The following is a 26,998-nucleotide window of genomic DNA, read 5'->3' on the forward strand; positions in this document are numbered from 1 at the left end:
CCAGATCCCAAAAACTCAAACCGATCCGATCAAGCCACCATCAACACGGATCTTGCTTCCCGTAACATACGAACTGCAAGCAGAAGACAGGAAAACCGCTACGGCGGCAAATTCTTCGGGACGGCCGTAACGGCCGGCGGGTATTCTCGCCGCAGACTCCGCGGCCACATCCGCGACACTCCGGCCCGCCCGATCCGCCGCCGCCGCGTCGAGCTCCTCGACACGCTGGGTGTGGATGCGTCCCGGCAGGAGCACGTTGACCGTCACGCCATCGCCCGCCACTTCCTGAGCAAGCGTCTTCGACCAGCCGACCAGCGCGGAGCGGATGCCGTTCGACAGGGCAAGCCGCGGTATCGGTTGCTCGACGCCGGAAGAGGCGATGGAAATGATCCGCCCCCAGCGGCGCTCGCGCATCATCGGCAGCAGCTTGCCGGTCAGGTGGAAGATGCTGGCCGCCATGGCCTCGAACTGCCGGACCCAATCCTCAAGCCGGGCTTCGGAGGCAAGGGCGGGCGGCGGGCCGCCGGAATTGTTGATCAGGATGTCGACACCCCCGGCCGCACGCAGCGTCTCCACGACGGCATTGACGCTTTCGATGCTTGCAAGATCCAGCGACAGCGGATGAACCTTCCCGAAAGTATCCGGCAGCGCGGAAGCCCAGGCTGCGATCGCCTCGACATTGCGCGCGGCGGCATAGACGGTCACCCCTTCCTCGGCGAGCCCGCGGGCTATCGCCGCACCGAGGCCGCGGCTTGCCCCCGTCACGAGGGCCGTCTTGTTTCTGAGGCCAAGGTCCATCAGCCAATCTCCTTCAGTCTGTTTTCCTGCCGCGCGACGAGGCGCTCGATGTCTGCGATGTCTGCCGGGGAAAGGGCTCCGCCGGGCTTGCGCAGCGCAGGCGTTGCGATCGCGCCGCGTCTTGCCATGATGTATTTCCGGATCGCCAGACCGAGGCCCGGCTGCTGTTCGTAGCGGGCAAGCGGGAGGTAGGCATCGAAGATGTCCTGCGCGCGGTCGCGCTCGCCGATGCGGTGGAAGTGGACAACGTCACGCATCATTTCCGGATAGGCGAAGCCCGTCATCGCGCCATCGGCACCGCGCGCCATTTCCTCGGGCAGGAAGAGGCCGCCATTGCCGCACAGGATGGAGATGCGGCGGCTCTCGCCGGCATCGGAGAGTTTGCGCAGGGCCGTTATCTTCGAAAGGCCCGGCCAATCCTCGTGCTTCAGGCAGACGCAGGTCGGCACCTCATCGACGATCGCCTGGATCACCGACACCGGAATGGTGACGCTGGTGACGAGCGGGAAGTCCTGCAGCACGAAGGGCGTGTCGCCGATGAACTCCGCGGCCTGCCTGAAATAGGTGACGATCTGCTGGTCGTTGCGCAGCGAGGAGGGCGGTGCGATCATCACACCGGCCGCGCCGTCGTCCATGACCATCGTCGTCAGTGCCTGCATCTGGGCGAAACCGGCGGCAGAGACGCCCGCGACCACGGGCACGCGGCCGTCCACGCGGCGCAGGATGCGGCGCACGTAGGTGCGGGATTCCTCGATCGTCAGCTTTTGCGCCTCGCCCATCATGCCGAGCACGGTCAGCCCGGTCGCGCCCCGCTCGAGGTAGAAGTCGACCATGCGGTCGGTGCTGTCGAGGTCGAGCTCGCCCGTTTCCGTGAAGGGCGTAAGCGCGATCACATAGACCCCTTGTGCCTGTTCGTTCAGCCTGTTCATCGTCGTTTCCTCATTGGTCGGGGTAACGGGCATGGGAGAAGAAGCCTTCCGGCTGCCCGATCATGGTCCGCAGGCCCATCCGCTCCACGAGCAGCTCTGCCTCGCGGTTGGCGTCGGCCACCACCGCGCCGGGATCGGTCCTGACCGGACGGCCGTTCTCCAGCAGGATCTCCCCGTCGATCACGACCATATCCACGTCATTGCCGTTTGCGAAATAGGCGAGGCGGAAGGCGGGCATCTGGAAAGGCGCGAGATGCGGGCGCTGCATGTCGACCACGACCACATCCGCCTTCCTGCCGGCTTCCAGCGAGCCGATTTCCGTCTCCATGCCGAGTGCCGCCGCCGCGTCGATCGTCACCATCTCCAGCGCCTTTCCCGGAGGCAGGACAGACGGATCGCGGAAATGCCGGCGGTGGTAATGCATGCACTGCTGCATGTGGCGGAACAGGTCTCCGGAACGATCGGGCGCGGTCGCGTCCGAGCCGATCGCGACGACGGCCCCGGCCTCGATCAGCTCGATCGCCGGGCAACGGCCGAGGATCGAGGCGATGGCGCTCGGGTTGTGGGCGATCTTCGAACCGGTATCGGCAACGATCCGGATTTCCTCCGGCGTGAGATCGATGGCATGGGAGAGGAGCGCATCCGGTCCCAGAATGCCCATGTCCAGAGCCCTGAGGACCGATCCCCTCCAGTGACCGTCCTGGGTAAAGATAACGCCCGCATCGCGGGAGAGGGCGCGGACGGCCTTCGTCTGAGCCACCGCCTCCTCGTAATCCGAGGCTGCCATGCCTCGTTCGTGTTCGTCGCGGAGTACGGGCGTCAAAAGGGCGATCCGGAGGCGGCCACGACCGTGCCACATGCCCAGAAGCCGGCGGCTGACTTCGAACTGTTCCTCGAAGGAGACATGCCGCTCGAAACGCCGGTCCTCGTGCCATGCGGCATAGAGGCGCGGATGCGGAGGCCGCGTGGGACCGACTGCCACCACCGATCGCGTGCCGATATCGGCCACGCCCTCGCAATGCGCGCAGCCATGGGCGACGTCGTCCGTCCGCATGATCGTGTCCCCGCCGCCGAGAAGCGAGACGCCCGTCGTCACGCCGAAGCGCAGCCGTTCGAGCGCTGCAAGCCGTGCCTCCGCAAACCAGAAATCGGGGGTTGAGCCGACGGTATAGGCGGCATTGCAGATCTCTTCCCAGTGGTTTGCCTGCTCCATGCCCATGGTCTTGATCAGCCCGTGGCCCGCATGGGCATGCACGTCGATCATGCCGGGCATGACCACCTTGCCCGTCGTGTCGATGATGCGCCTCGCCTCGAAGGTTCCGGCGATCTCCCCGGCCGTTCCCACCGCGGCGATCCGGTCGCCGGAGATGGCAACGGCACCCTCGCCGATGATGCGGCGGGCGCTGTCCATGGAAAGGATGGTGCCGCCGGTGAGGATCAGGTCCGCGTGCCTCATGGATTTGCGCCTCCGGCATGGAAATCGGGCAGGTTCGTCACATCGAGCACGCCGTCACGGCGCATCGTCCAGTCCGGCCAGCGACCGGAAAGTCCGGTCACCCGCAGGGGATTGTAGAGGTAAAGCCAGGGCGGATCGGCCTGCAGCGCGCGGAAGGCCGCGCGGTAGATCCCGGCCCTTTCCCGGTCCGCGATGGTGGCACGTCCCTTGTCGAGCAGCGCTTCCACCCCGGCATTGTGATAGCCGAGCCACCACGACCCCCTGGAGCGATGGTCGATCTTCTCCGCGAGGATCCGGAAGGTGCTGAGCGGGCTCGAATCGAAGACGCACATGTCGCGCACCTGTTTCAGGCGGACGCCATGGGCATAGGCCTCCCGGTCCTCATGACGGAAGACCTCGAGGGTGACGCCGATTTCGGCCAGCTGGCCGGCGAGGGCCGCCGTCAGCGCCTCGGCCTCGTCGGGAAGGCGGTTCGGGCAGTCCACCGCGATGGTGAGGCCATCCGCATGGCCGGCTTCCGCCAGAAGCCGCCGCGCGCCTTGCAGATCCGGCCTGTTGTCCTGCGTCGGCGCACTGCCGAAATGCACCGGGCTCACGAAGCCTTGCAGGGGCCTGGCCGCGCCGTGCACCACCTCGTCCACCAGGCGCTGGCGGTCTATGGCGAGGTTGAATGCCTGGCGCACTCTCGCATCCGCGAGCGGCCCGCGAAAGGCGTTGAAGAGGTAGATGATGGCAACAGGCACCAGGGAGACGGCTCTCGTGGCGTCCGCGGCCTCGAGGGCGCGGGATGTCCGGAAATCAAGGCTGTTTGCAACCTGTGCCCGGCCATCCAGCAGCATGGCGAGGCGGACATCGCCGTCTTTCTCGAGGCGGAAGGTAAGCGCCGCATTGGCGGGGGCTCCGCCATGCCAGTCGTCGAAGCGCCGAAGGTGGAGGGCCGCACCGCTTTCATGGGAGACAAGGCGATAAGGCCCCGTGCCGACCGGATGGGACGTGTCGCCGGCGTCGTAGCGATCCAGCGCCTGAGGTGAAACGACGTAGCCGTAGACGAGGATGTCGAGCAGGTCGGCGATCGGCTTTGCAAGGCGGATCGAGACGGTCAGCCGGTCGCGTGCCTCGATGACGGCATCGCCGAGATACTGGTTCCAGACGCCGGGCGCGCCGAGCGTATAGCCCTTGTCGGGCCGGGCCATGCGGCGGAGCGAAAGGCACACCGCCTCCGCATCGCAGGGGCTGCCGTCATGAAAGGTGAGGCCTTCCTTCAGCCGGAAGGTCCACGACTTCGCATCGGCGCTCACTTCCCATGACCGCGCCAGCGCCGGAATGTACCCGCCCTCGGGGCCGTAGCGGACGAGCCCGTCGAAGAGCGCATCGAAGACGGCCAGCATGTCGTTGGCGTCGGTGCAGTCATGGGGGTCCTCGAGGCCGAGGCGCGGCTGGACGATGACGGCGGTCGAACTCACGGGATCATCCTTTCGGTGTCGGTCCGGTCGTGGAGATGGCAGGCAACCGCACTGCCATCGGCCTGCGGTTTGAGCGCAGGCCGTTCGACGGCGCAGCGGTCGAAGGCGAGGGGGCAGCGCGTGCGGAAGCAGCAGCCGGACGGCAGGCGGAGCGCGCTGGGGACCTCCCCCCTTATCTCGATCTTCGTTCCCGGGTTGCTCTTGTCGAGCGTCGGTGCTGCCGAGAGCAGGACGCGCGTATAGGGGTGCTTCGGTTCCCGGAAGAGCTGGTCGCGGCTCGCGGTCTCCACCATGAAGCCGAGATACATGACGCCGATGCGGTCGGCGATATGGTGGGCGACGGAGAGATCGTGTGAAACGAAGAGGTAAGAAAGCCGGAACTCGTCCCGGAGATCCTTCATCAGGTTGAGGATCTGTGCCTGGATGGAAACGTCCAGTGCCGAGACCGGCTCGTCGGCGATGATGAGGGTTGGGCGGACCGAGAGCGCCCGCGCGATCCCGATCCTCTGCCGCTGGCCGCCCGAGAACTGGTGCGGATAACGGTTCGCCTGTTCCGCGTTGAGGCCGACCTTGGCAAGAAGGGCCACGGCCTCGTCCTGAAGCTCGCGGCGGCTGAGCCTGCCGCCCTGGGCAAGCCGCGGCTCCATCACGATGTCGCGCACGCGCTGACGTGGATCGAGCGAGGCATAGGGGTCCTGGAAGATCATCTGCAGCTTGCGGCGGACCGGCAGCATCGCGCGAAAGGGAAGGCGGGATACGTCCTCGCCGTCGATCCGGATCTCGCCCGATGTCGGCTCGTAGATCCGGGCTATGGTCTTTGCAACCGTCGACTTGCCGCAACCGGACTCGCCGACAAGCGCAAAGACCTCGCCGGGCGCTATCGTGAGGCTGACGCCGTTGACGGCCCTGAGCTGCCGTTGCGGCGCAAGCAGGCTTCCCTTGCCGACCTGCAGACGGTCGAGGAAACCGCCGACGGGGAAAGCCTTCACCAGATCTTTGACTTCAAGCACGGGAGGCGTCATGGAGCGGTCTCCTCCAGAGGGAAGTGGCAGGCCGCGTCCAGCGATCCGCGGACGGGTGAAAGGACCGGCGTTTTCTCCGCGCAGACTGGCTGCGCCCGGAAGCACCGGTCACGGAAGCTGCAGCCTTTTCCCAGTGTCCTGATGTCCGGCACCGTGCCGGGGATCTGGTCGAGGCGGTCGCGGCGCTCCGCGATGCGCGGAATGCTGTCGAGGAGCCCCCGTGTATAGGGGTGGGAGGGCGCGTTGATGATCTCCGCCGTCCGTCCCCTTTCCACGACCTTTCCGCAATAAAGGACGACCACGCGGTCCGCCATCTCCGAGATGACGGCGAGATCATGGGTTACCATGATCATCGCCGCGCCCCTTTCGACGATCTGCCGGCGCATGAGCTTGAGGATCTGTGCCTGCACGGTCACGTCCAGTGCCGTCGTCGGTTCGTCCGCGATGATCAGGCGGGATCCGGCAAGAAGCGCGATGGCGATGACCACACGCTGGCGCATGCCGCCCGAGAACTGGTGGGGATAGGCGTCGAGCCGGCTCTCCGCCTCCGAAATCCCGACCTGCTCCAGCATCTCCACGCAGCGCGCGCGTCTGGCCTTGCGGTCGAGATCGGTATGCAGCCGCAGCATCTCGTCCATCTGGTGGCCGACGGTGTAGACCGGGTTCAGGGATGTCATGGGGTCCTGGAACACCATGGCGATCTCGCCGCCTCTGACGGACCGCATCTCTTCCTCGCTCTTTGCCGCGAGGTTTTCCCCGGCAAAGAGGATCTCGCCGGCCTCGATCCGGCCGGGCGGGTCGATCAGGCCCAGGATCGAGAAGCCGACCACGGATTTGCCGCCGCCGGATTCGCCCACGAGCCCGACGACCTCGCCCTGCCTCACGTCGAAGCTCACGCCATCGACGGCCTTCACCACCCCGCCGAAGGTGTGGAAGTAGGTCCTGAGATCCCTGACCTCGAGCAGTGGATCGGCCATGGTTCTTGCCTCCTTGCTCACCGGAGCCTCGGATTGAGTTCGTCGCGCAGGAAATCGCCGAACAGGTTGATGCCGAAGACGAGGAACATGATGAAGAGGCCGGGGAAGGCCGATGTCCACCAGATCCCGGAGAACAGGACGTCGAAGCCCTCCTTCACCAGCAGGCCGAGCGAGGGCTGGGTGATCGGCACGCCGACGCCGAGGAAGCTCAGCGAGGCTTCGATCAGGATGAACGTCCCGACCTGGATGGTGGAGACCACGATCAGCGGCGTCAGGACGTTCGGCAGGACATGCTTGCGGATGATCGCGACATTGCCGAGTCCCGCGACCCTGGCTGCCTGGATGTATTCCTTCTGGATTTCGCCGAGCGTCGAGCCGCGCACGGTGCGCGCATAGACGACCCAGCCGACCGCCGTCAGCGCGATCAGCACCATGTCGATCCCGGTTCCGAAGGCCGACATCAGGAAGAGCGCGATCAGCATGGAGGGAAAGGAAAGCTGGATGTCCGCGATGCGCATGATGACGCTGTCGGCAAGGCCGCCGTAATAGCCTGCGACCAGACCGAGCGTGGTGCCGATCAGGCAGGAGCACAGCATTGCGGCGAGGCCGATGAAGGCGGAAATGCGCGCGCCATAGACGATCGAGGCGAGCACGTCGCGCCCCTGGCCGTCGGTGCCGAGCAGATAGCGCGGGTCGCCGCCTTCTAGCCAGACGGGCGGCTTAAAGCTGTCCATCAGCTCGAGCTGGGTGACGTCATAAGGATCCTGCGCCACCAGGAGCGGGCCGAAGATCGCCATCAGCGTGAAGCAGAGAAGAAGCGCGCTTCCGAAGATGGCCGGCAGATTGCGGCGATAGTGGTAGAAGAATTCGGAGGAGAGGAAACGGGTCACGGCATCCTCACTTCACGGAAATGCGCGGGTCGATCAGCGTGTAGACGATGTCGACGAGGAAATTGATAGCGACGAAGATGAAGGCCGTCAGCATGAGATAGACGACGATCACCGGCCGGTCGCCCCGGTAGATGCTGTCGATCAGCAGCTTGCCGGTGCCCGGCCAGGCAAAGATCGTCTCGGTGATGGTCGCGAAGGCGATGAGATCGCCAAGCTGCAGGCCGAAGATGGTGACGACAGGGATGAGGGCGTTCTTGAGGCCGTGCCGGAAAAGGATCGACCGGCGCGATGCGCCCTTTGCGCGCGCAAACCGCATGTAGTCCTGCCGCATCACCTCCATCATGCCGGCGCGGGTGATGCGGAGCATGATGGCGAGCGTCGCAAGTGCAAGCGTGAGCGCGGGAAGGATGATGTGCGCGAAGCCATCGGCGGTGAAGATCGAGAGGCGCAGGCCGAACACCTCCACCGTATCGCCGCGTCCGGACGACGGCAGCAGCGGGTAGCGGACGGAGAAGAAGAAGATCAGCATCATCCCCACCCAGAAGCCCGGCAGGGATATGCCGAGGAGCGAGCCCGCCATGATGCCGCGTGATACCGGCCGGTTCGGATTTGCCCCCGCATAGACGCCGAGCGGAATGGCGATTGCCGTTGCCAGCGTGATCGCCACGAGAACCATCTCGATCGTCGCGGGCAGGCGCTCGAGGATCAGCTGCATCGCCGGCTGGCGGAAGACGTAGGACCGGCCGAAATCGCCCTGCAGCATGTCGCCGAGGAAGATGAAATACTGGCTGAGCAGCGAGCGGTCGAGGCCGAGGAGCCGACGCGCCTGCTCGATTTCCGCCGCGGTGGAATCGATGGGGATCACCATGAACACCGGATCGCCGGTGAAGCTCATCATCAGGAAGACGATGACCGATACCGCGAAGAGTACCAGCACCATCTGCAGGAGCCGCTTGATCGTGTAGCCCAGCACGGACATGTCCCGTCATCAAGAAATTGCACTGGCCGGAACAGCCGGTTCTCGAACCGGCTGTCCCGCGTTCGGATGAAGGCGCTTATTCCTTGATGTCGATCTCGTAGGCCCAGAGGAACTTGTCCGCCCGCGGCGTCATCTCCACGCTGGTCTTCGCCGCATAGAGATCCTGCTCGTAGTGGATCGGGATCATCGGGATGTCCTGCATCAGGATCCGGGTGACCTCCTGGAGGTAGCCGTCGCGCTCCTCGAGCTTCGAGGTCGCGTCCGCCTTGTCGATCAGCTCGTCCACCTTCGGGTTGGAATAGGAGGCGCGGTTGACCTGGCCGTAGCCCTCCTTCTTGTCGCGCGAGTAGAACATGACGCTGTACATCGAGCCGCTGTCGTCCGAGGGCACGTCCCAGCCGCTCATGATCATGCTCGACTTGTCGCTCGGCACCCGGATGTAGCCGAAGAAGTTCGATTTCGGCATGAGGTTGAGCTGCAGGTTGATCTTGATCTTGCCGAGCATCGAGGCAAGCGCCTGGGCGATCTGCTGGTCGTTGACATACCGGTTGTTGGTCGTATCGAGCGTCACGGTGAAGCCGTCGGCGTAGCCGGCCTCCGCCATCAGTTCGGCGGCCTTCTTCACGTCGTAGGGGTACATGTCGCGGAAGCTCGCGCCCTCCACGTAGCCGGTGTGCGATGCCGGAACATACTGTTCGGACGGCGTCGAAAGACCGTTCATGATGACCTTGTTGATGGCGTTCACGTCGATGGCGCGAACCATGGCCTCGCGCACCCGGCGATCCTTGAGCGGGTTCTTGTCGAGCGCGATGGTGGGGCTCTTGTCGCGCTGGTCGAGCGAGACGACGACGTTGAGCAGGCTCGGTTTGGTCATCACCTTGTAGCGGCTGTCGGCCTTGACCCGATCGACGTCGCGGACGTTGAGATCCTGGATGACGTCGACTTCTCCGGTGAGCAGCGCGGCCGTGCGGGTTGCGCCATTGGTGATGGGCCGGAAGGTGACTTCGTCGATCTTCGGCGCGCCGGCAAAGTAATCGGGATTGGCCGCGAGCGTGATGTGGTCTTCCTTGACCCATTCCACCAGCTTGTAGGGCCCGGTTCCCACCGGCTTCAGGTCGAGCTGCTCGTCGCCGGCCTCCTTGGCATATTTCTCGTTGAGGATGAGGACTGCGGCAAGATCGTTCGGCAGGACCGCATAGGGGCGGGGCGTCTTGATCTCGACCGTGTAATCGTCAAGCGCCTTGAAGGAGGCGATGTTGGCGCCGAGATTGGCCATCAGCGACTTCTTCAGGCGGTCCAGCGTGAACACGACGTCCGAGGCCTTGAACTCTTCGCCATTGTGGAACTTCACGCCCTTGCGCAGCTTGAAGACCCAGGTCGTGTCGTCCTTGATCTCCCAGCTCTCGGCGAGGCCCGGACCGAAGGTCAGGTCCGCGTTGCGGCGCACCAGCGGATCGTAGATGTGGTAGAAGAGGATGTTGCTGGACAGCTCCTCGCCCGCCTGCGGGTCGAGATTGACGGCGTCCGAGGTCAGCCCGACCGTCAGCTCCTTGGCCTGAGCCAGTCCGCCGATGGCGGTCGAAGCGAGAAGGATGGCGGCGGCTAAAATGGCGTTCCGACCGGATTTCATGCGCAGATTCAGCATTGTGGTTCCCCTTTTTTGGTTATGCCGACATGTTTGCATGCGAGATTTCACCGAAGTGCGGATTGCACCTCCATCTGGTAGCCCTCCGGGTCCTCCAGCACGAAGGCGCGGATGCCGAGGGAGGCGCTGTCCCTGGGCTGGGTCAGTCCGGAGGCGTTGCAGGCGGCCAGATAGCGGTGCCAGGCATCGACATCCGGCACGCGGATGCAGAGCTGGACCGGCTTGACCGGATGGGCGCGGTGCATGCCGCGGCTTTCGTCCACGAGCCCGACATAGGCGTGGTCCGCGATCCTCAGGATCTTCGACCAGCCCTGGTCGATTTCGAGCGGAAAGCCCATGATGCGGGTGTAGAAGTCGAACGCGCGGGCAAGATCGACGTAATAGAAGAAGGTGATGGCCTTGGTGACGGTCCCGCCGTCCGGCCTTTCCGGAGCCTGGCTCATAGGGGCATTCCTTCCTGAAACCATGTGCTTTCGCCGCGGCGCAGGTACCGTCCGCTGCCGGGCGTGTTGAGAACGGTGCGGCCGTCATAGGCGAGACGGCCGGCATGGTAGGTTGCGGCGACCCGTGCCACGAAGCGGCGGCCGTCATAGGGGCTCCAGCGAAGCCCGTCCCGGGCGCGGCTCGAATCCCAGATGTCGTCCTCTTCGGCGAGAATGGCGATGTCCGCATCCGCGCCGGGCATGAGGGCGCCCTTGCGGGGGTAGAGGCCGAAGAAGCGGGCAGGACGCTCTGCCAGATATTCGGCGGTCATGAGGGCCGCATCGACACCGCGTCTTGCGGCGGCCGTGTAGAAGGCCGGCAGCAATGTCTCCATGCCCGGCACGCCCGCGCCCGCGTCGAAGATGCTGTCGGTGAACTTGTTGTCGATCGGCCAGCTGGAATGATCGGAACTGACGAAGGCGATGCGTCCCTCGACGAGCTCCTGCCAGAGCGCCTCGATCTGGCCGGGCCGGATCGGCGGGTTGACCTTCATCCGCGCGCCAAGCTCGCGGCCATGCTCCGCCGGGTCGAACCAGAGATAGTGGACGCAAAGCTCGCCCGTTGCCCGGAAGCCGTCGCGGGCATAGTTGTCGACCAGCCGGAAACCGCGCGGCGTGCTGATGTGCACGATATGCGCATGCGCGCCGGCGCTGGCGGCAAGCTCGAGGAAATGCGCCGTCGAGGCGAGTTCCGCCGCCGGGGGCCGGCTCGGAGAGTGAGCGTCGATGCCGTTTTCGCCCGCGGCCCTTGCCCGCGCGATGCGGCTTCTCACGATTTCCTGATCTTCGTTGTGAAGGCCAAGCGGCAGATCCGTCGCCGAAAGCGCTTCGAGGAGATCCAGCGTCAGGCCGGCATCGATCCGGGGGAAGCGTGTCGGGCTGCTTTCGAAGGCCGAGATCTTGAAGGCGACAACGCCGCCGTCCGCGAGAAGCTTGACCGCATCCAGCGGCTGGCCGGGCATGACGGTGCCGTAGAGCGCGACATCGCAATGGGCATGGCGCTCCACCGCCTCGATCTTTGCGGCCAGATGCTCCGCCGAGCTGAGGGGCGCGGGATTGTCATAGGGCATGTCGACGATGGTCGTGACACCGCCGGCAATGGCGGAGCGGGTGGTGGGTTCGATCCCCGGCAGACCCAGATAGCTGCCGGCATGCGTCTGGCCGTCGATGATGCCCGGAAGCACGAGCGAGCGGCCGGTATCGTGAACCGAGACGGCATCCGGTGGATCGCCCTTGCCGATGGCGAGGATCGTCGAGCCCCGGATTGCGACCCAGCCATTGTCGATCACGGTCTGCGGGGTGATGATCCGCCCGCGAATGACGAGGTCTATCGTCATGTGCGCCTCCCCGAATAGGCGAGTTCCGCATTCATGCAGGCGATCGCGACGCCGGCCTGGACCGGATCGACGACGGGCAGGCCAAGCTTCGCCTGCAGCGCCTGCCGGTAGGTGCCGAGCCCGGCGCATCCGAGGATCACCACATCGGCACCATCTTCATCGCGCAGTTTCGAGCCGATGCTCGTGACGGGCTGAACGACGTCGCGCGCCATGAGTTCTGCGACCGTCATGTCGATAGACCGGTCCCCGGCGAGACGGCCCTCGATCTTCAGTTTTTCCAGATAGCGCCGATGCCGGTCGATGGAGGACTGCCCGAGCGAGACGATGCCGAAACGGCTGCCGAGGCCGAGCGCCGTGAGATAGGCGGCTTCCGCGATGCCCGTGACCGGTACCCTGGAGGCGGCGCGCACGGCCGAAATGCCGGGATCCGAGAAGCAGGAGACGACAATGGCGTCGGCCCGCTCCCTCTCGACCGCCGCGATCAGCAGCGGGATCACCGCCTGGACGTGGTCGTCCGTTTCGATGCCGACGGGCGCTCCCGCAAGCTCGATGCAGCGGATGCTGTGGCCATTGCCGTCGAACGGCGCAAGGCACGCCTCCATCGACCGCGTGACGGCCTTCGAGCTGTTCGGATTGATCACCAGGATATCTGCCACGCTTCCTCCGAGACGGCTCTCCCCAGCCGTCGTGCTGATATGCAACGTAATATACTACGAAATATGTCATGTCAAAGGGCCCCTGTCTTGCGCATGGATGAAAAGTGGAGGAGAAGGATGACGGGGTAGGCGCGGTGGCACACGGCGCCTTGGAATTCGTGGAAGACAAAGCCCCTGAACCTTGGAACCTGAGCCTTGCAGAGCCTCACCATCGACACTGGTGCATCCACCGGTCGGCAGAAGAAAGTATCACTGACGGAAACCGCCTATCTGGCGCTCCGCAACCGCGTGCTCTCCGGCGAGCTTCGCCCGGGCGCGGAGTTTTCGGAGCTGGAGCTCGCCGACCAGATGTCGATGAGCAAGACCCCCGTGCGCGAGGCGCTTGGCCGGCTGGTGGCGGAAGGCCTGATCGAGGCTTTCCCCCGGCGCGGCTACCGGGTGACGCCGGTGACCGTGAAGGACATCAACGACCTCTTCGCGATCCGCGCCATGACGGAAGGAACGGCGGCGGCCATGGCGGCCATCAACCTCTCCGCTGGCGATCTCGATCGTCTCGAGGCCATGGCGGAGGCGCGCTACGACCCGCAGCAGGGGGAAAGCGTCCAGTCCTTCGTGAAGGCCAATCGCGACTTTCACCTGGCAATCGCCGAGGGCGCGAACAACCAGCGGCTCCTCGCGCTGGTGACGTCGCATCTCGACGAATGCACCCGCCTCTTCTATCTCGGCGCGGTCAGCCGGGACGTCAATCCCGAAACCAGCGCCGATCACCGGCGGATTGTCGACGTGCTGCGCCTTCGCGATCCCGATCTGGCGCGTGCCGCCATGGTGGAGCACAGCGAGCACACCCAGCAGGGCATTCTGAAGGCGCTGATCGCCAGCGATACGACCGCGCTGACGCTCTGAGGGCGAAGGCCCGTGCCTGTCGCCCGGGCGGGTCCGAAGCCGCACGGGAAGCGGGAAAGCCGGTCGGCCAAGCGGGGAAAAAACGCCTCGCGGCGTCCGTCGGCGGCCCCGTCGGGGACCGAGACCTTCCGGCAACCCGTCACGCTTCGCGATCCGCTTGAGCGCGTGCAGGCGTGCCTTTTGCACGGCTCAGGCGCCTAGATCCCGCTTCTGCCGCGCGGCAGGTATTGTCCCGACGATTGCACCCGCAGCGTATTGTCGCTCACGATCGTCTTGCCCCTGAGGATCGTGCGCACCGGCCAGCCCTTCAGGACCGTGCCTTCATAGGGCGTGTAATCGGCTCCGTGCTGCAGCATGTCGTTTGTCAGCACGCATTCCCTCTCCGGGTCCCAGAGGGTTATGTCCGCGTCCGAGCCGATGGCGATCGTGCCCTTTCGGGGGTAGAGGCCGTAGAGCTTCGCATGATTGGTGGAGGCCAGCCGGACGAACTGGTTGAGGTCGATTCGGCCCTTCATCACGCCTTCCGAGAAGAGGATCGGCAGGCGCGAGCCGACGCCGGGGATGCCGTTCGGTATCCAGCGGAAATGGCGCTTGCCCTTCTCGTTCAGCTTTCCCTCGGGATCGTCGAAGCGGAAGGGGCAGTGGTCGGATGAGAAAAGGTCGAAGACGTTCTGCTCCAGCCCTTCCCAGCAGGCATCCTGGCTCGCCTTGTCGCGCGGCGGCGGGGAGCAGACATATTTCGCGCCTTCGAGCGCCTCCTGGTCGAGGTCCTCTGCCGTCAGCATCAGATATTGCGGGCAGGTCTCGCCGGCGACCTTCTGGCCGCGCTGCCGGGCGCGGCGGATCTCCTCCATCGCCTCCCGGTTCGAGACGTGGACGATGACGATCGGCACGTCGACGATCTCGGCGAGCGACAGCGCCCGGTGCGTCGCCTCGCGCTCCGCCGCCACGGGCCGGGTGGAGGCATGGTATCTGGGGGCGAGCTTTCCTTCCTGCTCGTGCCGGCCGATGAGGTAGCGGATCGCATCCTCGTTCTCGCAGTGGACCATGACCAGCGCGCCGGTCCGCCTTGCGGTGTCGAGGGTGGCGAGGATCTCGTCGTCGCGAAGCCTCAGGCCCTCATAGGTCATGAACACCTTCAGCGAGGTATATCCGTCCTCCACCAGGGCCGGCAGTTCCTGGCCGAGCACCTCGGGAGTTGGATCGGTGATGACGAGGTGGAAGGAGGTGTCCACATGGCACTTCCCCTCGGCCCGGGCGTGATAGTCCTTCAGCGCCTCGCGCAAGGACTGGCCCTTCTGCTGCATGCAGAAGGCAAGGATGGTGGTATTGCCGCCGATGGCCGCAGAGCGGGTGCCGCTGGCGAAATCGTCGGCCATGACGATACCGTCGCCGGACGGCTGGTCGAGATGCACGTGGCTGTCGATGCCGCCGGGCATCACATAGAGCCCCTTCGCCTCGATGATCTCGGATGCGCCCTCGAGGCGGGCGGCGAGTGCCGCGATCCTGCCGTCGCGGATGCCGACATCGCTGACGAAGGTGTCGCCGGCGGTGACGACCGTTCCGCCGCGGATGATGGTGTCGAACTGCATGGCGCGCCCTGCCTCCGGCGTCCGTTCAAAGGGCCCGGGCCAGGTCGGCGGAGGGCGAGAGGATGGTGTCGAAGATCGCGGTCAGCCCGTCGACCTCCTCCACGGTATTGTAGTGGACCATGGAGACGCGCAGCATGCCGCCGAGATCGGTGACGTCGAGATATTCGGCAAGCCGCCGGGAGTGGAAGTCGCCGTGGCGGATCGCGATGCGGCTCTGGTCGACCGCCTTGCAGATCTCGGCCGCATCGCGCCCGTCGAAGCGGAAGGCGATGGTCGGCACCCGCTGGCTGTCGCGGTTCACGGTCTGGCCGATGACGGTGCAGTCGTTCCGGGAGCGCAGATAGGCGAGCAGCCGGTCGGTCAGCAGGTTTTCCTGCGCCGTAATCGCCTGGTAGGCTGCCTCGATGCGTTGGCGGGTCGAGCCCGTCTCGCCGGCACGGGCGCCGAGTTCGGAGAGATAGTCGACGATCCCGCAGGTGGAATAGGCGAGCTCGTAATTCGGGTTGCCGGGCTCCAGCTTCCCGGGAACCTTATCCTTGCCGTAGAAGTAGTGGTAGAGCGTGTCGAGCTCGGCCAGCAGGGCGTATTTGCCATACATCAGCGCATAATGCGGGCCATAGGTCTTGTAGAGGCTGAAGACGTAGTAATCCGCATCGAAGGCCTGCACGTCGACGGCGCGGTGCGGCGCATAGGCGACCGCATCGACACAGATCAGCGCGCCGCGGGCGTGGACGTAATCGGCGATCTCCCGGACGGGATTGACCGAACCCAGGATGTTCGAGACATGGGTGACGCAGACCATGCGCGTCCGCTCGCTCATCAGCGGCTCGAGATCGGCGAGGTCGAGGGCGAGCGTCTTCCTGTTCAGCGGCCAGACCTTCACCACCACCCCATGGTCCTGCAGCCGCACCCAGGGGCCGATGTTCGATTCGTGGTCGCTGACGGTGACGACGATCTCGTCGCCGGCCTTCAGCTGGCTCTGCATGGCCTTGGCGAGGTTCTGCAGGAGAACCGTGGTCGACGGGCCGAAAACGATCTCTTCCGGGCGGGATGCGTTGACGAGATGCATGGCGGCAGTGCGGGCCTCGTAGAGCGCTGCCGCGGCCTGCTGCGAGATGTCATAGCTGCCGCCGATCTGGACGTTCTTCTCGAACAGGAAGCGGTTGATGCGCTCGACGGCTGAGGAAAGGATCTGCGAGCCGCCGGCATTGTCGAAAAAGGTCCAGCCGCGCTCGAGCCCGGGAAACTGGCTGCGGGCATAGGCGAGATCGAGTGGATACGTGCGAGCCATGACAGCCCTCCCTGTGAATATGTCAATGATTGAGGACGGCGCGCAGGAAGGCGCGGGTACGGGCCTCCTGCGGGCTGTCGAAGAGGGCGGCAGGCGTGCCGCTTTCGACGATGCGGCCGCCATCCATGAAGATGACGCGGTCGGCCACCTGGCGCGCGAAACCCATTTCATGGGTCACGACCACCATCGTCACGCCGGTGCCGGCGAGCTTCTTCATGACGTCGAGCACCTCGCCGACCATTTCCGGATCGAGCGCCGAGGTCGGCTCGTCGAAGAGAAGCACGCGCGGCTCCATGGCGAGCGCCCGGGCTATCGCCACGCGCTGCTGCTGGCCGCCGGAGAGCTGGCCGGGAAATTTCTCCGCCTGTTCGAGGATGCCCACGCGGGCAAGCAGATCGCGAGCGCGCGCGGCGGCGGCCTCGGCCTTCATCCCGCGCACCCGCATCGGCGCGAGCATGACGTTCTTCAGCACGGTCATGTGCGGGAAGAGGTTGAACGACTGGAAGACCATGCCGACCTCGGCCCGCACCCGCGCCAGATTGGCGCCGGGTAGGACGGCGACGCCATCCACCACGATCTCGCTTTCCGCCGCGAAGCCCTCGAGATGGTTGATGCAGCGAATGAGGGTGGATTTGCCGGAGCCGGAGGGGCCGATGACGCAGACCACTTCGCCTTCCGCAATCGTGAGGTCGATGCGGTGCAGCACCGTGAAGCTGCCATAGGCCTTCACCAGGTTCTTGATGGAGACGATCGGCTTCATCAGCGCTTCCCCCGGTTGAGATGCTTTTCGAGCCGCGCGACCAGAAGAACCATGGGGCAGAGCAGCAGCACGTAGATGAGGGCGGCGCCGATCAGCGGCGTCGGGTTGGCGGCAAGCGCCTGCGCCTGGGTTGCCTGCTTCAGAAGGTCCGGCATGGCAACGACGGAGGCAAGCGCGGTATCCTTCATCACGTTGATCGAATTGTTGGTGAGCGGCGGAATGACGATGCGGATCGCCTGCGGCAGGATCACGTCCACCATGGTGTGCCGATTGGATAGCCCGAGCGCCGCGGAGGCCTCGAACTGCCCGTTCGGGACGGCCTCGATGCCGGCGCGGAAGATCTCCGCGGTGTAGGCCGCCGAGACGAGGCCCAGGGCCGTCACCGCCGAGGCAAAGGGCGAGAGCCGGATGCCGACGAAGGGCAGCGCATAATAGACGACGATCAGCAGCACCAGCAGCGGGATCGACCGGAAGACGTTGACATAGGCGACGATCAGCGTGCGCACCAGGCCGGGCGCATAGAGGCGCGCCACCGCCAGCACGAGGCCGCCGGCAAGCCCGACGAGAATGCTGACCACGCCGATTTCCAGCGTCACCAGCAGGCCCATCATCAGCACGGGCAGGCTGTCCAGCAGAACCGGAACGTTGAAGAAGGTATTGAGGATGTTCATGAGCAATCCGCCTCGCGGGGGGCTGCCGGCTGCGGGGATGCCCGCCGCCGGCGATTGAGGCCTTACTTACCCTTGGGCATGTCCAGAACCTGGACGGTGGAGGTGGTGTCTTCGGCCTTTGCGCCGAACCAGGTTTCATGCAGCTTGGCGATGAAGCCTTCCTTCTTCAGCGTGGTGATGACCTCGTTCACCTCCGCCGCGAGCGGATCGTTCTTGTTGAACATCACGGAGTATTTCTCGCCAGTGGGAATGCGCTCCACCACCTTCAGCTCCGGCTTGTCCTTGACGTAGTAGAGGAGGGCGGGAATGTCGCTGACATAGCCGTCGACGCGCCCGGCGACGAGATCGAGCATGGCCGGCTGCAGGCCCTCGAAGCGGCGGATCTCGCCGAACTTGTACTCATCCTTGTGCGCCTCGGCCCACATGTCGCCGGTCGAGCCGGTGTCGACGCCGACCGTCTTGCTGCCCATGTCCTTCAGCCCCGTGATGCCGGAGGCGGCGGTGACCGTCAGCGACTGGTCGCTGTCGTAGTAGGGCTGTGCGAAGGTGACGGATTCGAGCCGCTTTTCCGTGATCGTTATCGAGGAGATCGCCATGTTGATGCGACCGGACTGGACGGCGGAAAAGAGGCCGTTGAAGGGTGTGTTGACGAACTCGACCGACTTGCCGAGCCGCTTGCCGATCTCGTTGACCAGATCGATTTCGAAGCCGGTGACCTTGCCGCTCGAATCCTGGAATTCCCAGGGGACATTGCCGATGTTCGCGCCGACGGTGAGATCCGCCGCATGGGCGGAGAAAGCGGCGATTGCGGACACGATGCCGGAAAAGAGAGCGGTCTTGAGGGTGGATTTGAGTGCCATTGAGGGTTCCCCTTGTTTTTCGTGCCGGTTGCCGCTAGCTCTGGTCTAACTGGTCAGACCGGTATGACCAACAAAGCATGGCCGAATAAACTTGGCAAGACGACCCTTGAAAAAATAAGGTGGTGGCTCTCAGGCACCGCCGGCTGGCGAAGGTAACGCATGTTCAACAAGACGCTTCTCCCGCAGACCATTGCGCGGGAAATCCAGACCATGATCCAGTCGGGCGAGCTGAAGCCGGGCGAAAAGATCCCCTCTCAACGCGATTTCTCGATCCGTTTCGGCGTGAGCCGCGCATCGCTGCGCGAGGCGCTGCTGACGCTGGAGACGCTGGGCCTCCTGAAGACCGAGGCGGGCAGGGGCACCTTCGTCGCCGCCGCGCCGAGCGGCTCTTCCGGACACATGGCGCCCTGGCGCTATTCGGACAGCTATTCCGTCTTCGACGTCTTCCAGACGCGCCTTCTGCTGGAGGGCGAGATTGCCCGCCTCGCCGCCGGGCGGCTGACGCATGCCCAGCTCGAGCGCATGGAAAATGCCACGCGCACCATGGAGGATTGCTGGGCCCGCCAGGACCTGCTCTCGAACGTCGAGGCGGACCTCGAATTCCACGGAACCATTGTCGCTGCCTGTTCGAATGCCATGCTGAAGGCACTCTACCAGACGGTACGCGAGCAGATCGCCGAAGCCCAGCGCCAGCCGATCCCGATCACCGATCCCGACCGCATGCGCGAATCCGTCGGAGAACACCGGCAGATCATCGCCGCCCTCAAGTCGGGCGACGGCAATGCGGCCCGCGAGGCCATGGAGCGCCATGTGCGCAACACGGCCCGCTGCGCGGGCCTCTATCCCTGAGCGCAGGCGGTTTTCCCTGTCTTCCCTGATGCCTTTCAGCCAGGGAGGCGGGGAAGCGGCACGGCTTCGGTGCGGTCGAGAAGCCATTGCAGCGTCTCGCCGTCGAGATCGGGGGCAAGAGCGCGCCGCACGCCCATGTGGTATCCGTTCAGGAAGCGGATCTCGTCGAGCGAGAGCAGCCCCATGTCGGCCAGGCGAAGGTCGAGCGGGATCAGCGTCAGGCTGCGGAAGGCAAGGAAGCCGGGATGGCGGCCTTCCACCACCTCCACCTGGTTTTCCAGCCGGATGCCGTAGACGCCCGCCTCGTAATGGCCGGGCTCCACCGTGGTGACCATGCCCGCCTCGATGTCCACGTCGTTCACCCGCTTGTCGAAGCGCTGTGCCTGTTCGTGAACCGAAAGGAAGTGGCCCACGCCATGGCCGGTCCCGTGGTCGTAGTCGAGCCCTTCGGCCCAGAGCGCGCGGCGGGCGAAGGCATCCAGCTGGTGGCCTCTCGTCCCGCGCGGGAACTGAAGGCTCAGCATCGAGATCAGACCCTTCAGCACGGCCGTGTAGGCGCGGCGGATCTCGGCGCTGACGGGGGCGAAGGCGGTCGTGCGCGTCGCGTCGGTGGTCCCGCAGCGATACTGGCCGCCGGAATCGAGGAGATAGACCTGCTGCATCGAGAGCGGCGCGTCCGTTTCGGGTGCGGCGGCATAGTGGCACATGGCCGCGTGGCCGCCCGCCGCCGAGATCGAGCGGAAGCTCGGTTCGACGAAGAGCGGATCGCCATTCCTGAAGGCGAGGATCCTTGCCTCCGCCTCCAGCTCCGTCACGGGGTTGCCCTCCGCCTCCCGGCGCGGAACCTCCGCTTCCAGCCACGCCAGGAACCGGACCCAGGCCAGCCCGTCGCGCTGGTGGCAGGTGCGGAAACCGGAAAGTTCCGCCTCGTTCTTCACCATCTTGATCTCGGTCAGCGGGCTGCGCGCCAAAAGCACCGTGCCCGCCTTCTGCTCCACCGCGCGCGAAAAGGCCGCCGGGGCGAAATCGGGGTCGATCACCGCCCGCCTTCCGGCCGCCAGCCCGCCGATGCGCTCCAGCAGATGCTCGGGATCGGTGCGCGTGACGTCCTCGAGCTCGAAGGCGGCGAGATCGTTGGGCAGCTTGCGGCTGTCGACCATCCACTCCACCGCGCCGGTCGAGCTGGCGACGAGGAAGGAGTTGGGCATCGGATTGAAGGCCACGTCCCGGCCGCGGACATTGAGCAGCCAGGCAATGTTGTCAGGCTGTGCCTCGATGAGAAGATCGGCGCCCAGCGCCCGCAGCCGCTCGGCGACCAGCCGGCGCTTCTCGACCGAGGTCATGCCGGCATGGTCGACGGGCATCGGCGTGATGGCGCCCAGCGGCCGGTCGGGCTGGTCGTGCCAGATCGCATCCACCGGATCGGACTCGAGCGCCAGCCATTCACCCCCCTTTCCGCGTACCGCCGCGCCGCATTCGCTGTCCCAGCGGTGGGGGATGAGCATGGGATTGAAGCCGATCCTTTCCCCGGGCTTCACCGTCCGGGCAAGCCAGTCCTTCAGCGGTGCCTGATGGAAGTGCTCGATGGCATAGAGGCCGGTATCCGTCTCCTCGCGCACCTGCACCTGGTAGCGTCCGTCGACGAAGAGGGCGGCCCTGTCGCGGAAGACGGCGGCAACCCCCGCCGAGCCGGTAAAGCCGGTCAGGAATGCCAGCCGGTTGTCGTGCGGGGCGCAGTATTCGCCCTGATGCTCGTCGAAGCGGGGAATGACGAAGCCGTCGAGGCCGCGCCGGTCGAGTTCGGCCCGCAAGTCGGCAAGACGTTGGGCCAGCAGGAATTTCGGGGTCATCATGGACATGGGAGTCATCATCCTTTCGGCCGGTGGCCGGGCGCGGTTGGGGCAAGGGGCAGGCGGGCTCGATCAGGCAGGCTGCGGTTCGGCCTTCCGCACCGGCTGCGTGCCGGCGGCGATCTCTTCGGCGAAGTGGCAGGCGGCAAGCCCGCCCCCGTGAGGCAGCAGGGCAGGCTTCTCGCGCCGGCAGCGTTCTGCCGCATAGGGGCAGCGAATGTGAAAGGGGCAGCCGGGCGGAATGGCGAGCGGGCTGGGCAGTTCGCCGGAGAGGGCCGGGGTCTTCCGCCCCTCCTTCACCTCGAGCGTGGGTGCCGCGGCCAGAAGGGCCTGCGAATAGGGATGGCGCGGTGCCGAGAACACCGTCTCGGACGGGCCGATCTCCACCACCGAGCCGAGATAGATCACCGCCACACGATGGGAGACGTGGCGGACCAGCCTGAGGTCGTGGGCGACGAACAGCACGGTCAGCCCCAGGCGGTCCTGCAGGTCGAGCATCAGGTTCACCACCTGCGCCTGCACCGATACGTCGAGGGCAGAGACCAGCTCGTCGGCAATCAGGCATTCCGGTTCCACCGCAAGGGCGCGCGCAATCGCGATGCGCTGTCTCTGCCCGCCGGAGAATTCGTGCGGATACTTGTCCCGGGCGTCCTGCGGCAGGCGCACCAGCTCGAAGAGCTCGCCGATCCGCTCGTCGACCCCGGAGCCGGAGCGCATGCGGTGGACGGTAAGGGCCTCGCTCAGCATGTCGCCGACGGTCATGCGGGGGTTGAGCGAACTGTAGGGATCCTGGAAGATCAGCTGCACCCGCCGGTTATAGGCGCGCCGGTCCTTGCCGCGCAGGTCGGCGAGCCGTTCGCCGCGGAAGCGGATTTCCCCCTCGGTGGGGGTGACGAGGCCTGCCAGGCACCGCGCGAGCGTGGATTTCCCGCAGCCGGATTCGCCGACGATCCCGAGCGTCTCGCCGCGGGCAACCGCGAGATCGATCCCGTTCAGCGCCCGCACCTCCTGCCGGGGGTGGCCGAGCAGCTGGTGGGCGAGCGGCCTCGGTTTGGAAAAGCGGACCGAGAGGCCGGAGACCGATAGAATGGGTTCTGCGCTCATCGGGTCTCCTCCGTGGGACCGGGTTCGGGATTGTGGCAGGCGAGGCCGCGACCCCCGGCCGAGACCGACGGGACGGGCTTCTCGTCACGGCAGACATCCAGGGCGTTCGGGCAGCGGGGCGCGAAGGCGCAGCCTGGCGGGCGCTCTCCAAGGCCCGGCGGCACGCCGGGAATGGAATAGAGCGGCGTGCGGGGCGCCACCCCGCGCGGGATCGAATGCAGCAGTCCCCGCGTATAGGGATGGCGGGGGGCGGCAATGACGTCGGCGGTCGGGCCGCTCTCGCAGAGCCGTCCGCCATACATGACGCTGACGCGGTCGCAACAGGCGGCGACGACGCCCATGTCGTGGGTCACGAGGATGACCGACATGCCGAATTCCGCCGCGAGCGACTGGAGAAGCCTGAGAATCTGGTCCTGAATGGTCACGTCGAGCGCGGTGGTCGGCTCGTCGGCGAGCAGCAGCTGCGGCCTGGAGGCCAGCGCGATGGCGATCATCACCCGCTGGCGCATGCCGCCGGAAAACTCGTGCGGGAAATCGGCAAGCCGCGCGCGGGCGCCGGGAATGCCCACCCGGTCGAGGAGGGCAACGGCCTCGCGCTCCCGCTCCGCCCGGGCAAGACCGGTATGGGCCGCGAGATTTTCCGTGATCTGCAATCCCACCGGCAGCAGCGGGTTCAGCGACGTCATCGGCTCCTGGAAGATCATGGCGATCTCCTTGCCGCGGATCGCCCCGAGCTCCCGTTCGGAGAGGGCGGCCAGGTTTCGCCCCTTCCAGAGGATCTCGCCGCCGACGCGCCCGCGCGGCTGGATGAGGCCGAGGATGGAGCGCAGCGTGATCGACTTGCCGGACCCGCTTTCGCCGACCAGGCCGTGGATCTCGCCCGCCTTCAGCGAAAGGGAAAGGCCGTCCACCGCCACGAGGGGCCGTTCCTGCGGGCCGAAGCTGGTGGTCAGGTTGCGGATTTCGAGAACGGCGGGGCGCGCGGCGGCGTCAATGTGTCGGTCGAGCATCACGGTCAGCGTCCCTTGGGCCGGAGGAGATCGGCAAGCGAGTCGCCGAGAAGACTGAAGCCCAGCCCGGTCACCACGATGGCGATCCCCGGCATGAGGCTGATCCACCAGGCGGTCATGATGAAGTTGCGGCCCTCGGCAATCAGCACGCCCCATTCGGCGGCCGGCGGCTGGGCGCCGAGGCCGAGATAGCCGAGCGAGGAGCCGAGGAGGATGGCAAGCGCCATGTCCGTCATCCAGTAGACGATGACGGGGGAGATGGCGTTCGGCAGCAGGTGGCGGAAGATGATCCGCGCATCGGAATAGCCGAGCACCCGGGCGGCGGCGGCATAATCCTGTGCCTTCTGCGCCATGATCTCCGCCCGGGTCAGGCGGGCGTAGTAGACCCAGTTTACCGCCGTGATCGCCACATACATGTTGACGAGGCCCGGCCCGAGCACGGCGACGATGGCGATGACCAGCACCAGGAAGGGAAAGGTGATCACCGCATCCACCACGCGTCCGAAGATCGCGTCGGCGATGCCGCCGTAGAAGCCCACCAGCGCCCCGGTCGTGAGCCCGATCAGCATGGCGAAGACGGTCGCGAAGAAGGCCATCTGCATGTCGACCCGATAGGCCCAGATGACGCGGGACAGCACGTCGCGTCCGAAGCCGTCCGTCCCGAAGGGGTGGGCGAGCGACGGGCCCTGCTGGATTGCCGTCATGTCGAAGGCTAGGGGATCATAGGGTGCGATCGCCGCCGGGAAGAGGGCGAGCAGCAGCGAGGCGCCGAGGATGGCGAAGCCGGCGAGAAAGGCCGGGCGTTTGAGCGCGCGGGCAGCGAAACCGGACAGCCGGTTCGGACGCGCGGGAGCGATGCGGTCGAGCGTGGTCATGCCTGGCGGAGCCTCGGATCGAGCCAGGACTGGACGATGTCCGTGGCGAGAAAGGTGAGGGAAACGATGACGGCAAAGGTGAGCGTGAGGCCCTGGATCAGCGGATAGTCGCGGGCGAAGATCGCCTCGAGCATCAGCCGGCCGACCCCGGGCACCGCAAAGACCGTTTCGGTCACCAGCGTGCCGCTCATCAGGTTGCCGATCGACAGGCCGAGCAGCGTGACGGCGGAAACGAGCGCATTGCGCAGCACGTGGCGGGTCAGGACGATGCGCCGGGGCAGGCCCTTGGCGCGGGCGAACTGCACGAATTCGGAATCGAGCACTTCCACCAGCGAGGCGCGAAGATTGCGCATCAGGATCGCGGATGTGTAGAGCGCGATGCTGAGGGCGGGCAGGGCAAGGTGGTAGAGATTGTCGATGAAGCTGCGCCCGTAGCCGCCCACGGGAAACAGCCGGAGCTTGGCGCCGAGAACGGTCAGAAGCACGAGGCCGATATAGAATACGGGCATGGACAGCCCCACCTGGAACAGGCCGCGGATGGCGATGTCGGCCGGTCCGTTCGCGCGGGTTGCGGCAAACAGCGCCAGCGGTGCGGCCACCAGCACGGAAAGCGCCACCGCATAGAGCGAGAGATAGACGGTCACCGGCAGCCGTTCGAGGATCACCTCCGCGACCGGACGCTTCATCAGGATCGAGCGGCCGAGATCGCCCGTCACGGTATTCTTGACGAAATAGCCGAACTGCACCGCAAGCGGTTCGTTCAGCCCCATGCGCTCGCGGATTTCCGCCAGCTGCTGGTCGCTTGCCTTGGCCTCCGCCATGGCGATTGCGGGATCGCCGGGAAGCAGCCGGACGAAGAGGAAGATGAACACCATCACCAGCAGGAAGGTCGGCACGATCTGCAGGAGACGGGAGAGAAGATAGGCAGCTGATGGCATGGGCGCATCCCGGAAAGAAGAGGGGAACAGGCATTCGCGCCTGTTCCCGAGTCACGCGGGGGGAGGAGTTACTTGCTCTTCCACGCGGTGGAGAAATCGTTCGCACCCAGTGGCGACTGCACGTAATCCCTGACGGATTTCGCGAGAGCCACCGCAAAGGGCGTTTCGTAGAGGAAGAGAAGGGGCGCTTCCTCCGCGTAGATCTCCTGCATTTTCTTGTATTCCTCGCGGCGCTTCTCCGGGTCGGTCTCGGTCATCGAGGTCTCGAAGAGCGTGTTGAATTCCGCGTTGTTCCAGCCGGTGCCGACGGCCTGGCGGTGCTTGTAATAGCCGAGCCAGCTCGTCACCTGGGCGGGGTCGTTGATGTCGTTCGCCCAGCCATAGGTGTGGATGTCGAACGTGCCGGAGCGGTTCTTCTCGCCGCGGGTGGGGCTATCCACCTGCTCGACCTTGAGGTTGACGCCGATGCCCTGCCACATCTGCTGGAGTGCGGTGAAGAGGGTGGAATCGTCCGCCGAGCCCGCAAGGGTGGTCAGCGTGATGTCGAGGCCGCCCTCGATGCCCGCCTCCTTCAGGAGCGCCTGCGCCCTGGCGGGATCATAGGGGTAGAGCGGCTCGGACCCCGCATGATAGGTGGTCGCCGCCGGCATCAGCGAGGTCATCGGCATGCCCGTGTCGAAGGTGACGAGCCGGATGATCGCGCTCTTGTCGGTGGCATAGTTGAGCGCCTGGCGCACCCTCTTGTCGGCAAGCGGGTTCTTCGATCCGTCCGCCTTCGTCTCGCGGCTGTTGATCGGCGCGTAGATGATGCGCGAGGAGGGGAAGAGCTTCATGTCGAGGTTCGGATCGGCCGAAAGCTCCGCCACGCGCGAGAAGGGGATGAATTCCGCCCCGTCGACCTCTCCCGACTGGAGCTTCAGGATGCGGGTCGCGTCGTCGGGAATGATCTCGAAATCAACCTCGTCAAGATAGGGAAGCGGCTTTCCGTCCTCGCCGTTGCGCCAGTAGTTCGGGTTGCGCACGAAGACCATGCGGGAGCCCTTCTGGTGCTCCTTCAGCATGAAGGGGCCGGAGGTGACCGGGCCGGCAGCGTAGAAGGCGGCGGCCTTCTCCTGGTCGTTCGCGCCGTCCATCTTCTCGTAGGCGGCCTTGGGCACGATCCCGGTGTTGAAGGTGGCGAGCACCGACAGGATGGTCGGGTCCGGCTGCTTGAGCGACAGCGTCACCGTGCTGCCTTCGGCCTTCACGCCCGTCACCGAGGCCAGCAGATTGCCCCAGGGACCGTCCGGATTGCGCGCCCGTTCGAGCGAGAAGACCACGTCCCCGGCGGAAAGCGCCGAACCGTCGGAGAATTTCACCCCCTGGCGCAGCGTCAGCGTGATGGTCTTGCCGTCGGCGGAAACCTCGTGCTTCTCGGCAAGGCCGGGCTCCAGCGCGCCCTTCTCGCCGTTGCGCAGCAGCGTGTCGTAGAGGTTCGTCACCATCCAGATATCGGGGTTGCGTTCCGCCCAGACCGGGTCGATCAGCACGGAATCGTCGTAGCGGGCGAAACTCATGGCACCGCCGCGCTCGACGGCCGTGGCGGGCATGGCCATGGGTGCTGTCAGGAATACCGCTGCCAGAAGCGGCATGATCATCTTTTTCATGTGGATGTGAGCCTC

Annotated in this window: 25 protein-coding genes; 2 read left to right on the plus strand and 23 right to left on the minus strand. The window is 65.6% G+C overall.

Annotated elements, in window-relative coordinates:
* Positions 1 to 15 precede the first annotated feature (15 nt).
* From GGR23_RS00005 to GGR23_RS00060, 12 genes are all read right to left on the minus strand, one after another.
* A complete protein-coding gene (locus GGR23_RS00005) occupies positions 16 to 798 on the minus strand; it encodes an SDR family oxidoreductase (protein WP_183364046.1) in 783 nt (260 codons plus the stop codon).
* The gene (locus GGR23_RS00010; protein ID WP_183364047.1) at positions 798 to 1,727 is read right to left on the minus strand and encodes a dihydrodipicolinate synthase family protein; all 930 of its coding nucleotides are present in this window, start codon (positions 1,725 to 1,727) and stop codon (positions 798 to 800) included. Before GGR23_RS00010 ends, GGR23_RS00005 begins: the two co-directional genes overlap by 1 nt.
* A 10-nt stretch (positions 1,728 to 1,737) precedes the next feature.
* A complete protein-coding gene (locus GGR23_RS00015) occupies positions 1,738 to 3,183 on the minus strand; it encodes an amidohydrolase family protein (protein WP_183364048.1) in 1,446 nt (481 codons plus the stop codon).
* Complete coding sequence (locus GGR23_RS00020; protein ID WP_183364049.1) at positions 3,180 to 4,646, minus strand: ABC transporter substrate-binding protein; 1,467 nt, start codon at positions 4,644 to 4,646, stop codon at positions 3,180 to 3,182. Before GGR23_RS00020 ends, GGR23_RS00015 begins: the two co-directional genes overlap by 4 nt.
* On the minus strand, positions 4,643 to 5,668 hold the full coding sequence (locus tag GGR23_RS00025) for an ABC transporter ATP-binding protein (protein ID WP_183364050.1): 1,026 nt from the start codon (positions 5,666 to 5,668) through the stop codon (positions 4,643 to 4,645). Before GGR23_RS00025 ends, GGR23_RS00020 begins: the two co-directional genes overlap by 4 nt.
* Entirely contained in the window at positions 5,665 to 6,645 is a 981-nt protein-coding gene (locus GGR23_RS00030) for an ABC transporter ATP-binding protein (protein ID WP_183364051.1), read from the minus strand. The genes GGR23_RS00025 and GGR23_RS00030 overlap by 4 nt, the downstream gene beginning before the upstream one ends.
* 17 nt (positions 6,646 to 6,662) lie before the next feature.
* The gene (locus tag GGR23_RS00035; protein ID WP_183364052.1) at positions 6,663 to 7,535 is read right to left on the minus strand and encodes an ABC transporter permease subunit; all 873 of its coding nucleotides are present in this window, start codon (positions 7,533 to 7,535) and stop codon (positions 6,663 to 6,665) included.
* A gap of 7 nt (positions 7,536 to 7,542) precedes the next feature.
* Complete coding sequence (locus GGR23_RS00040) at positions 7,543 to 8,508, minus strand: ABC transporter permease subunit (protein ID WP_183364053.1); 966 nt, start codon at positions 8,506 to 8,508, stop codon at positions 7,543 to 7,545.
* An 82-nt stretch (positions 8,509 to 8,590) separates the two neighbouring features.
* Positions 8,591 to 10,159, minus strand: coding sequence for an ABC transporter substrate-binding protein (locus GGR23_RS00045; protein WP_183364054.1), 1,569 nt, complete (start codon positions 10,157 to 10,159; stop codon positions 8,591 to 8,593).
* A 47-nt stretch (positions 10,160 to 10,206) separates the two neighbouring features.
* Complete coding sequence (locus GGR23_RS00050; RefSeq protein WP_183364055.1) at positions 10,207 to 10,602, minus strand: VOC family protein; 396 nt, start codon at positions 10,600 to 10,602, stop codon at positions 10,207 to 10,209.
* Positions 10,599 to 11,978, minus strand: a complete 1,380-nt coding sequence (locus GGR23_RS00055; RefSeq protein ID WP_183364056.1) for a dihydroorotase — start codon at positions 11,976 to 11,978, stop codon at positions 10,599 to 10,601. Before GGR23_RS00055 ends, GGR23_RS00050 begins: the two co-directional genes overlap by 4 nt.
* Positions 11,975 to 12,634 carry an aspartate/glutamate racemase family protein gene (locus GGR23_RS00060; RefSeq protein ID WP_183364057.1) on the minus strand — a complete coding sequence of 220 codons (660 nt, stop codon included), beginning with the start codon at positions 12,632 to 12,634 and terminating at the stop codon, positions 11,975 to 11,977. Before GGR23_RS00060 ends, GGR23_RS00055 begins: the two co-directional genes overlap by 4 nt.
* 195 nt (positions 12,635 to 12,829) lie before the next feature.
* On the opposite strand from GGR23_RS00060, the gene GGR23_RS00065 reads away from it, so the two are divergent.
* Entirely contained in the window at positions 12,830 to 13,537 is a 708-nt protein-coding gene (locus GGR23_RS00065) for a GntR family transcriptional regulator (RefSeq protein ID WP_183364058.1), read from the plus strand.
* 197 nt (positions 13,538 to 13,734) lie between these two features.
* Here GGR23_RS00065 and hydA read toward each other — a convergent pair whose 3' ends face one another.
* The 5 genes from hydA to GGR23_RS00090 all read right to left on the minus strand — a co-directional run bounded on the left by hydA (position 13,735) and on the right by GGR23_RS00090 (position 18,711).
* A complete protein-coding gene (gene hydA, locus GGR23_RS00070; RefSeq protein WP_183364059.1) occupies positions 13,735 to 15,129 on the minus strand; it encodes a dihydropyrimidinase in 1,395 nt (464 codons plus the stop codon).
* A gap of 25 nt (positions 15,130 to 15,154) precedes the next feature.
* Complete coding sequence (locus GGR23_RS00075) at positions 15,155 to 16,420, minus strand: cysteine desulfurase-like protein (protein WP_183364060.1); 1,266 nt, start codon at positions 16,418 to 16,420, stop codon at positions 15,155 to 15,157.
* A gap of 22 nt (positions 16,421 to 16,442) precedes the next feature.
* A complete protein-coding gene (locus GGR23_RS00080) occupies positions 16,443 to 17,180 on the minus strand; it encodes an amino acid ABC transporter ATP-binding protein (protein WP_210296799.1) in 738 nt (245 codons plus the stop codon).
* Positions 17,180 to 17,851 carry an amino acid ABC transporter permease gene (locus GGR23_RS00085; protein ID WP_183364061.1) on the minus strand — a complete coding sequence of 224 codons (672 nt, stop codon included), beginning with the start codon at positions 17,849 to 17,851 and terminating at the stop codon, positions 17,180 to 17,182. The genes GGR23_RS00080 and GGR23_RS00085 overlap by 1 nt, the downstream gene beginning before the upstream one ends.
* A gap of 62 nt (positions 17,852 to 17,913) precedes the next feature.
* Positions 17,914 to 18,711, minus strand: a complete 798-nt coding sequence (locus GGR23_RS00090; protein ID WP_183364062.1) for an ABC transporter substrate-binding protein — start codon at positions 18,709 to 18,711, stop codon at positions 17,914 to 17,916.
* 159 nt (positions 18,712 to 18,870) lie between these two features.
* Between GGR23_RS00090 and GGR23_RS00095 the strand changes: the two genes are divergently transcribed.
* Positions 18,871 to 19,560 carry a FadR/GntR family transcriptional regulator gene (locus GGR23_RS00095; protein ID WP_183364063.1) on the plus strand — a complete coding sequence of 230 codons (690 nt, stop codon included), beginning with the start codon at positions 18,871 to 18,873 and terminating at the stop codon, positions 19,558 to 19,560.
* A 35-nt stretch (positions 19,561 to 19,595) separates the two neighbouring features.
* Here the strand turns inward: GGR23_RS00095 and GGR23_RS00100 are convergent, their stop codons facing one another.
* The 6 genes from GGR23_RS00100 to GGR23_RS00125 form a co-directional block, all read right to left on the minus strand.
* Positions 19,596 to 21,419, minus strand: a complete 1,824-nt coding sequence (locus GGR23_RS00100) for an aminopeptidase P family protein (protein WP_246364787.1) — start codon at positions 21,417 to 21,419, stop codon at positions 19,596 to 19,598.
* A 63-nt stretch (positions 21,420 to 21,482) separates the two neighbouring features.
* Positions 21,483 to 22,514: an ABC transporter ATP-binding protein gene (locus GGR23_RS00105; RefSeq protein WP_183364064.1), complete on the minus strand. Its 1,032-nt coding sequence runs from the start codon at positions 22,512 to 22,514 to the stop codon at positions 21,483 to 21,485.
* Positions 22,511 to 23,524, minus strand: coding sequence for an ABC transporter ATP-binding protein (locus GGR23_RS00110; protein WP_183364065.1), 1,014 nt, complete (start codon positions 23,522 to 23,524; stop codon positions 22,511 to 22,513). Before GGR23_RS00110 ends, GGR23_RS00105 begins: the two co-directional genes overlap by 4 nt.
* Positions 23,525 to 23,529: 5 nt before the next feature.
* Positions 23,530 to 24,399: an ABC transporter permease gene (locus GGR23_RS00115; RefSeq protein ID WP_183364066.1), complete on the minus strand. Its 870-nt coding sequence runs from the start codon at positions 24,397 to 24,399 to the stop codon at positions 23,530 to 23,532.
* Positions 24,396 to 25,337, minus strand: coding sequence for an ABC transporter permease (locus tag GGR23_RS00120; protein WP_183364067.1), 942 nt, complete (start codon positions 25,335 to 25,337; stop codon positions 24,396 to 24,398). Before GGR23_RS00120 ends, GGR23_RS00115 begins: the two co-directional genes overlap by 4 nt.
* Before the next feature lie 68 nt (positions 25,338 to 25,405).
* Positions 25,406 to 26,983, minus strand: coding sequence for an ABC transporter substrate-binding protein (locus tag GGR23_RS00125; protein ID WP_183364068.1), 1,578 nt, complete (start codon positions 26,981 to 26,983; stop codon positions 25,406 to 25,408).
* Positions 26,984 to 26,998: the final 15 nt, after the last annotated feature.

Source organism: Gellertiella hungarica, assembly GCF_014197145.1.
GTDB lineage: Bacteria > Pseudomonadota > Alphaproteobacteria > Rhizobiales > Rhizobiaceae > Gellertiella > Gellertiella hungarica.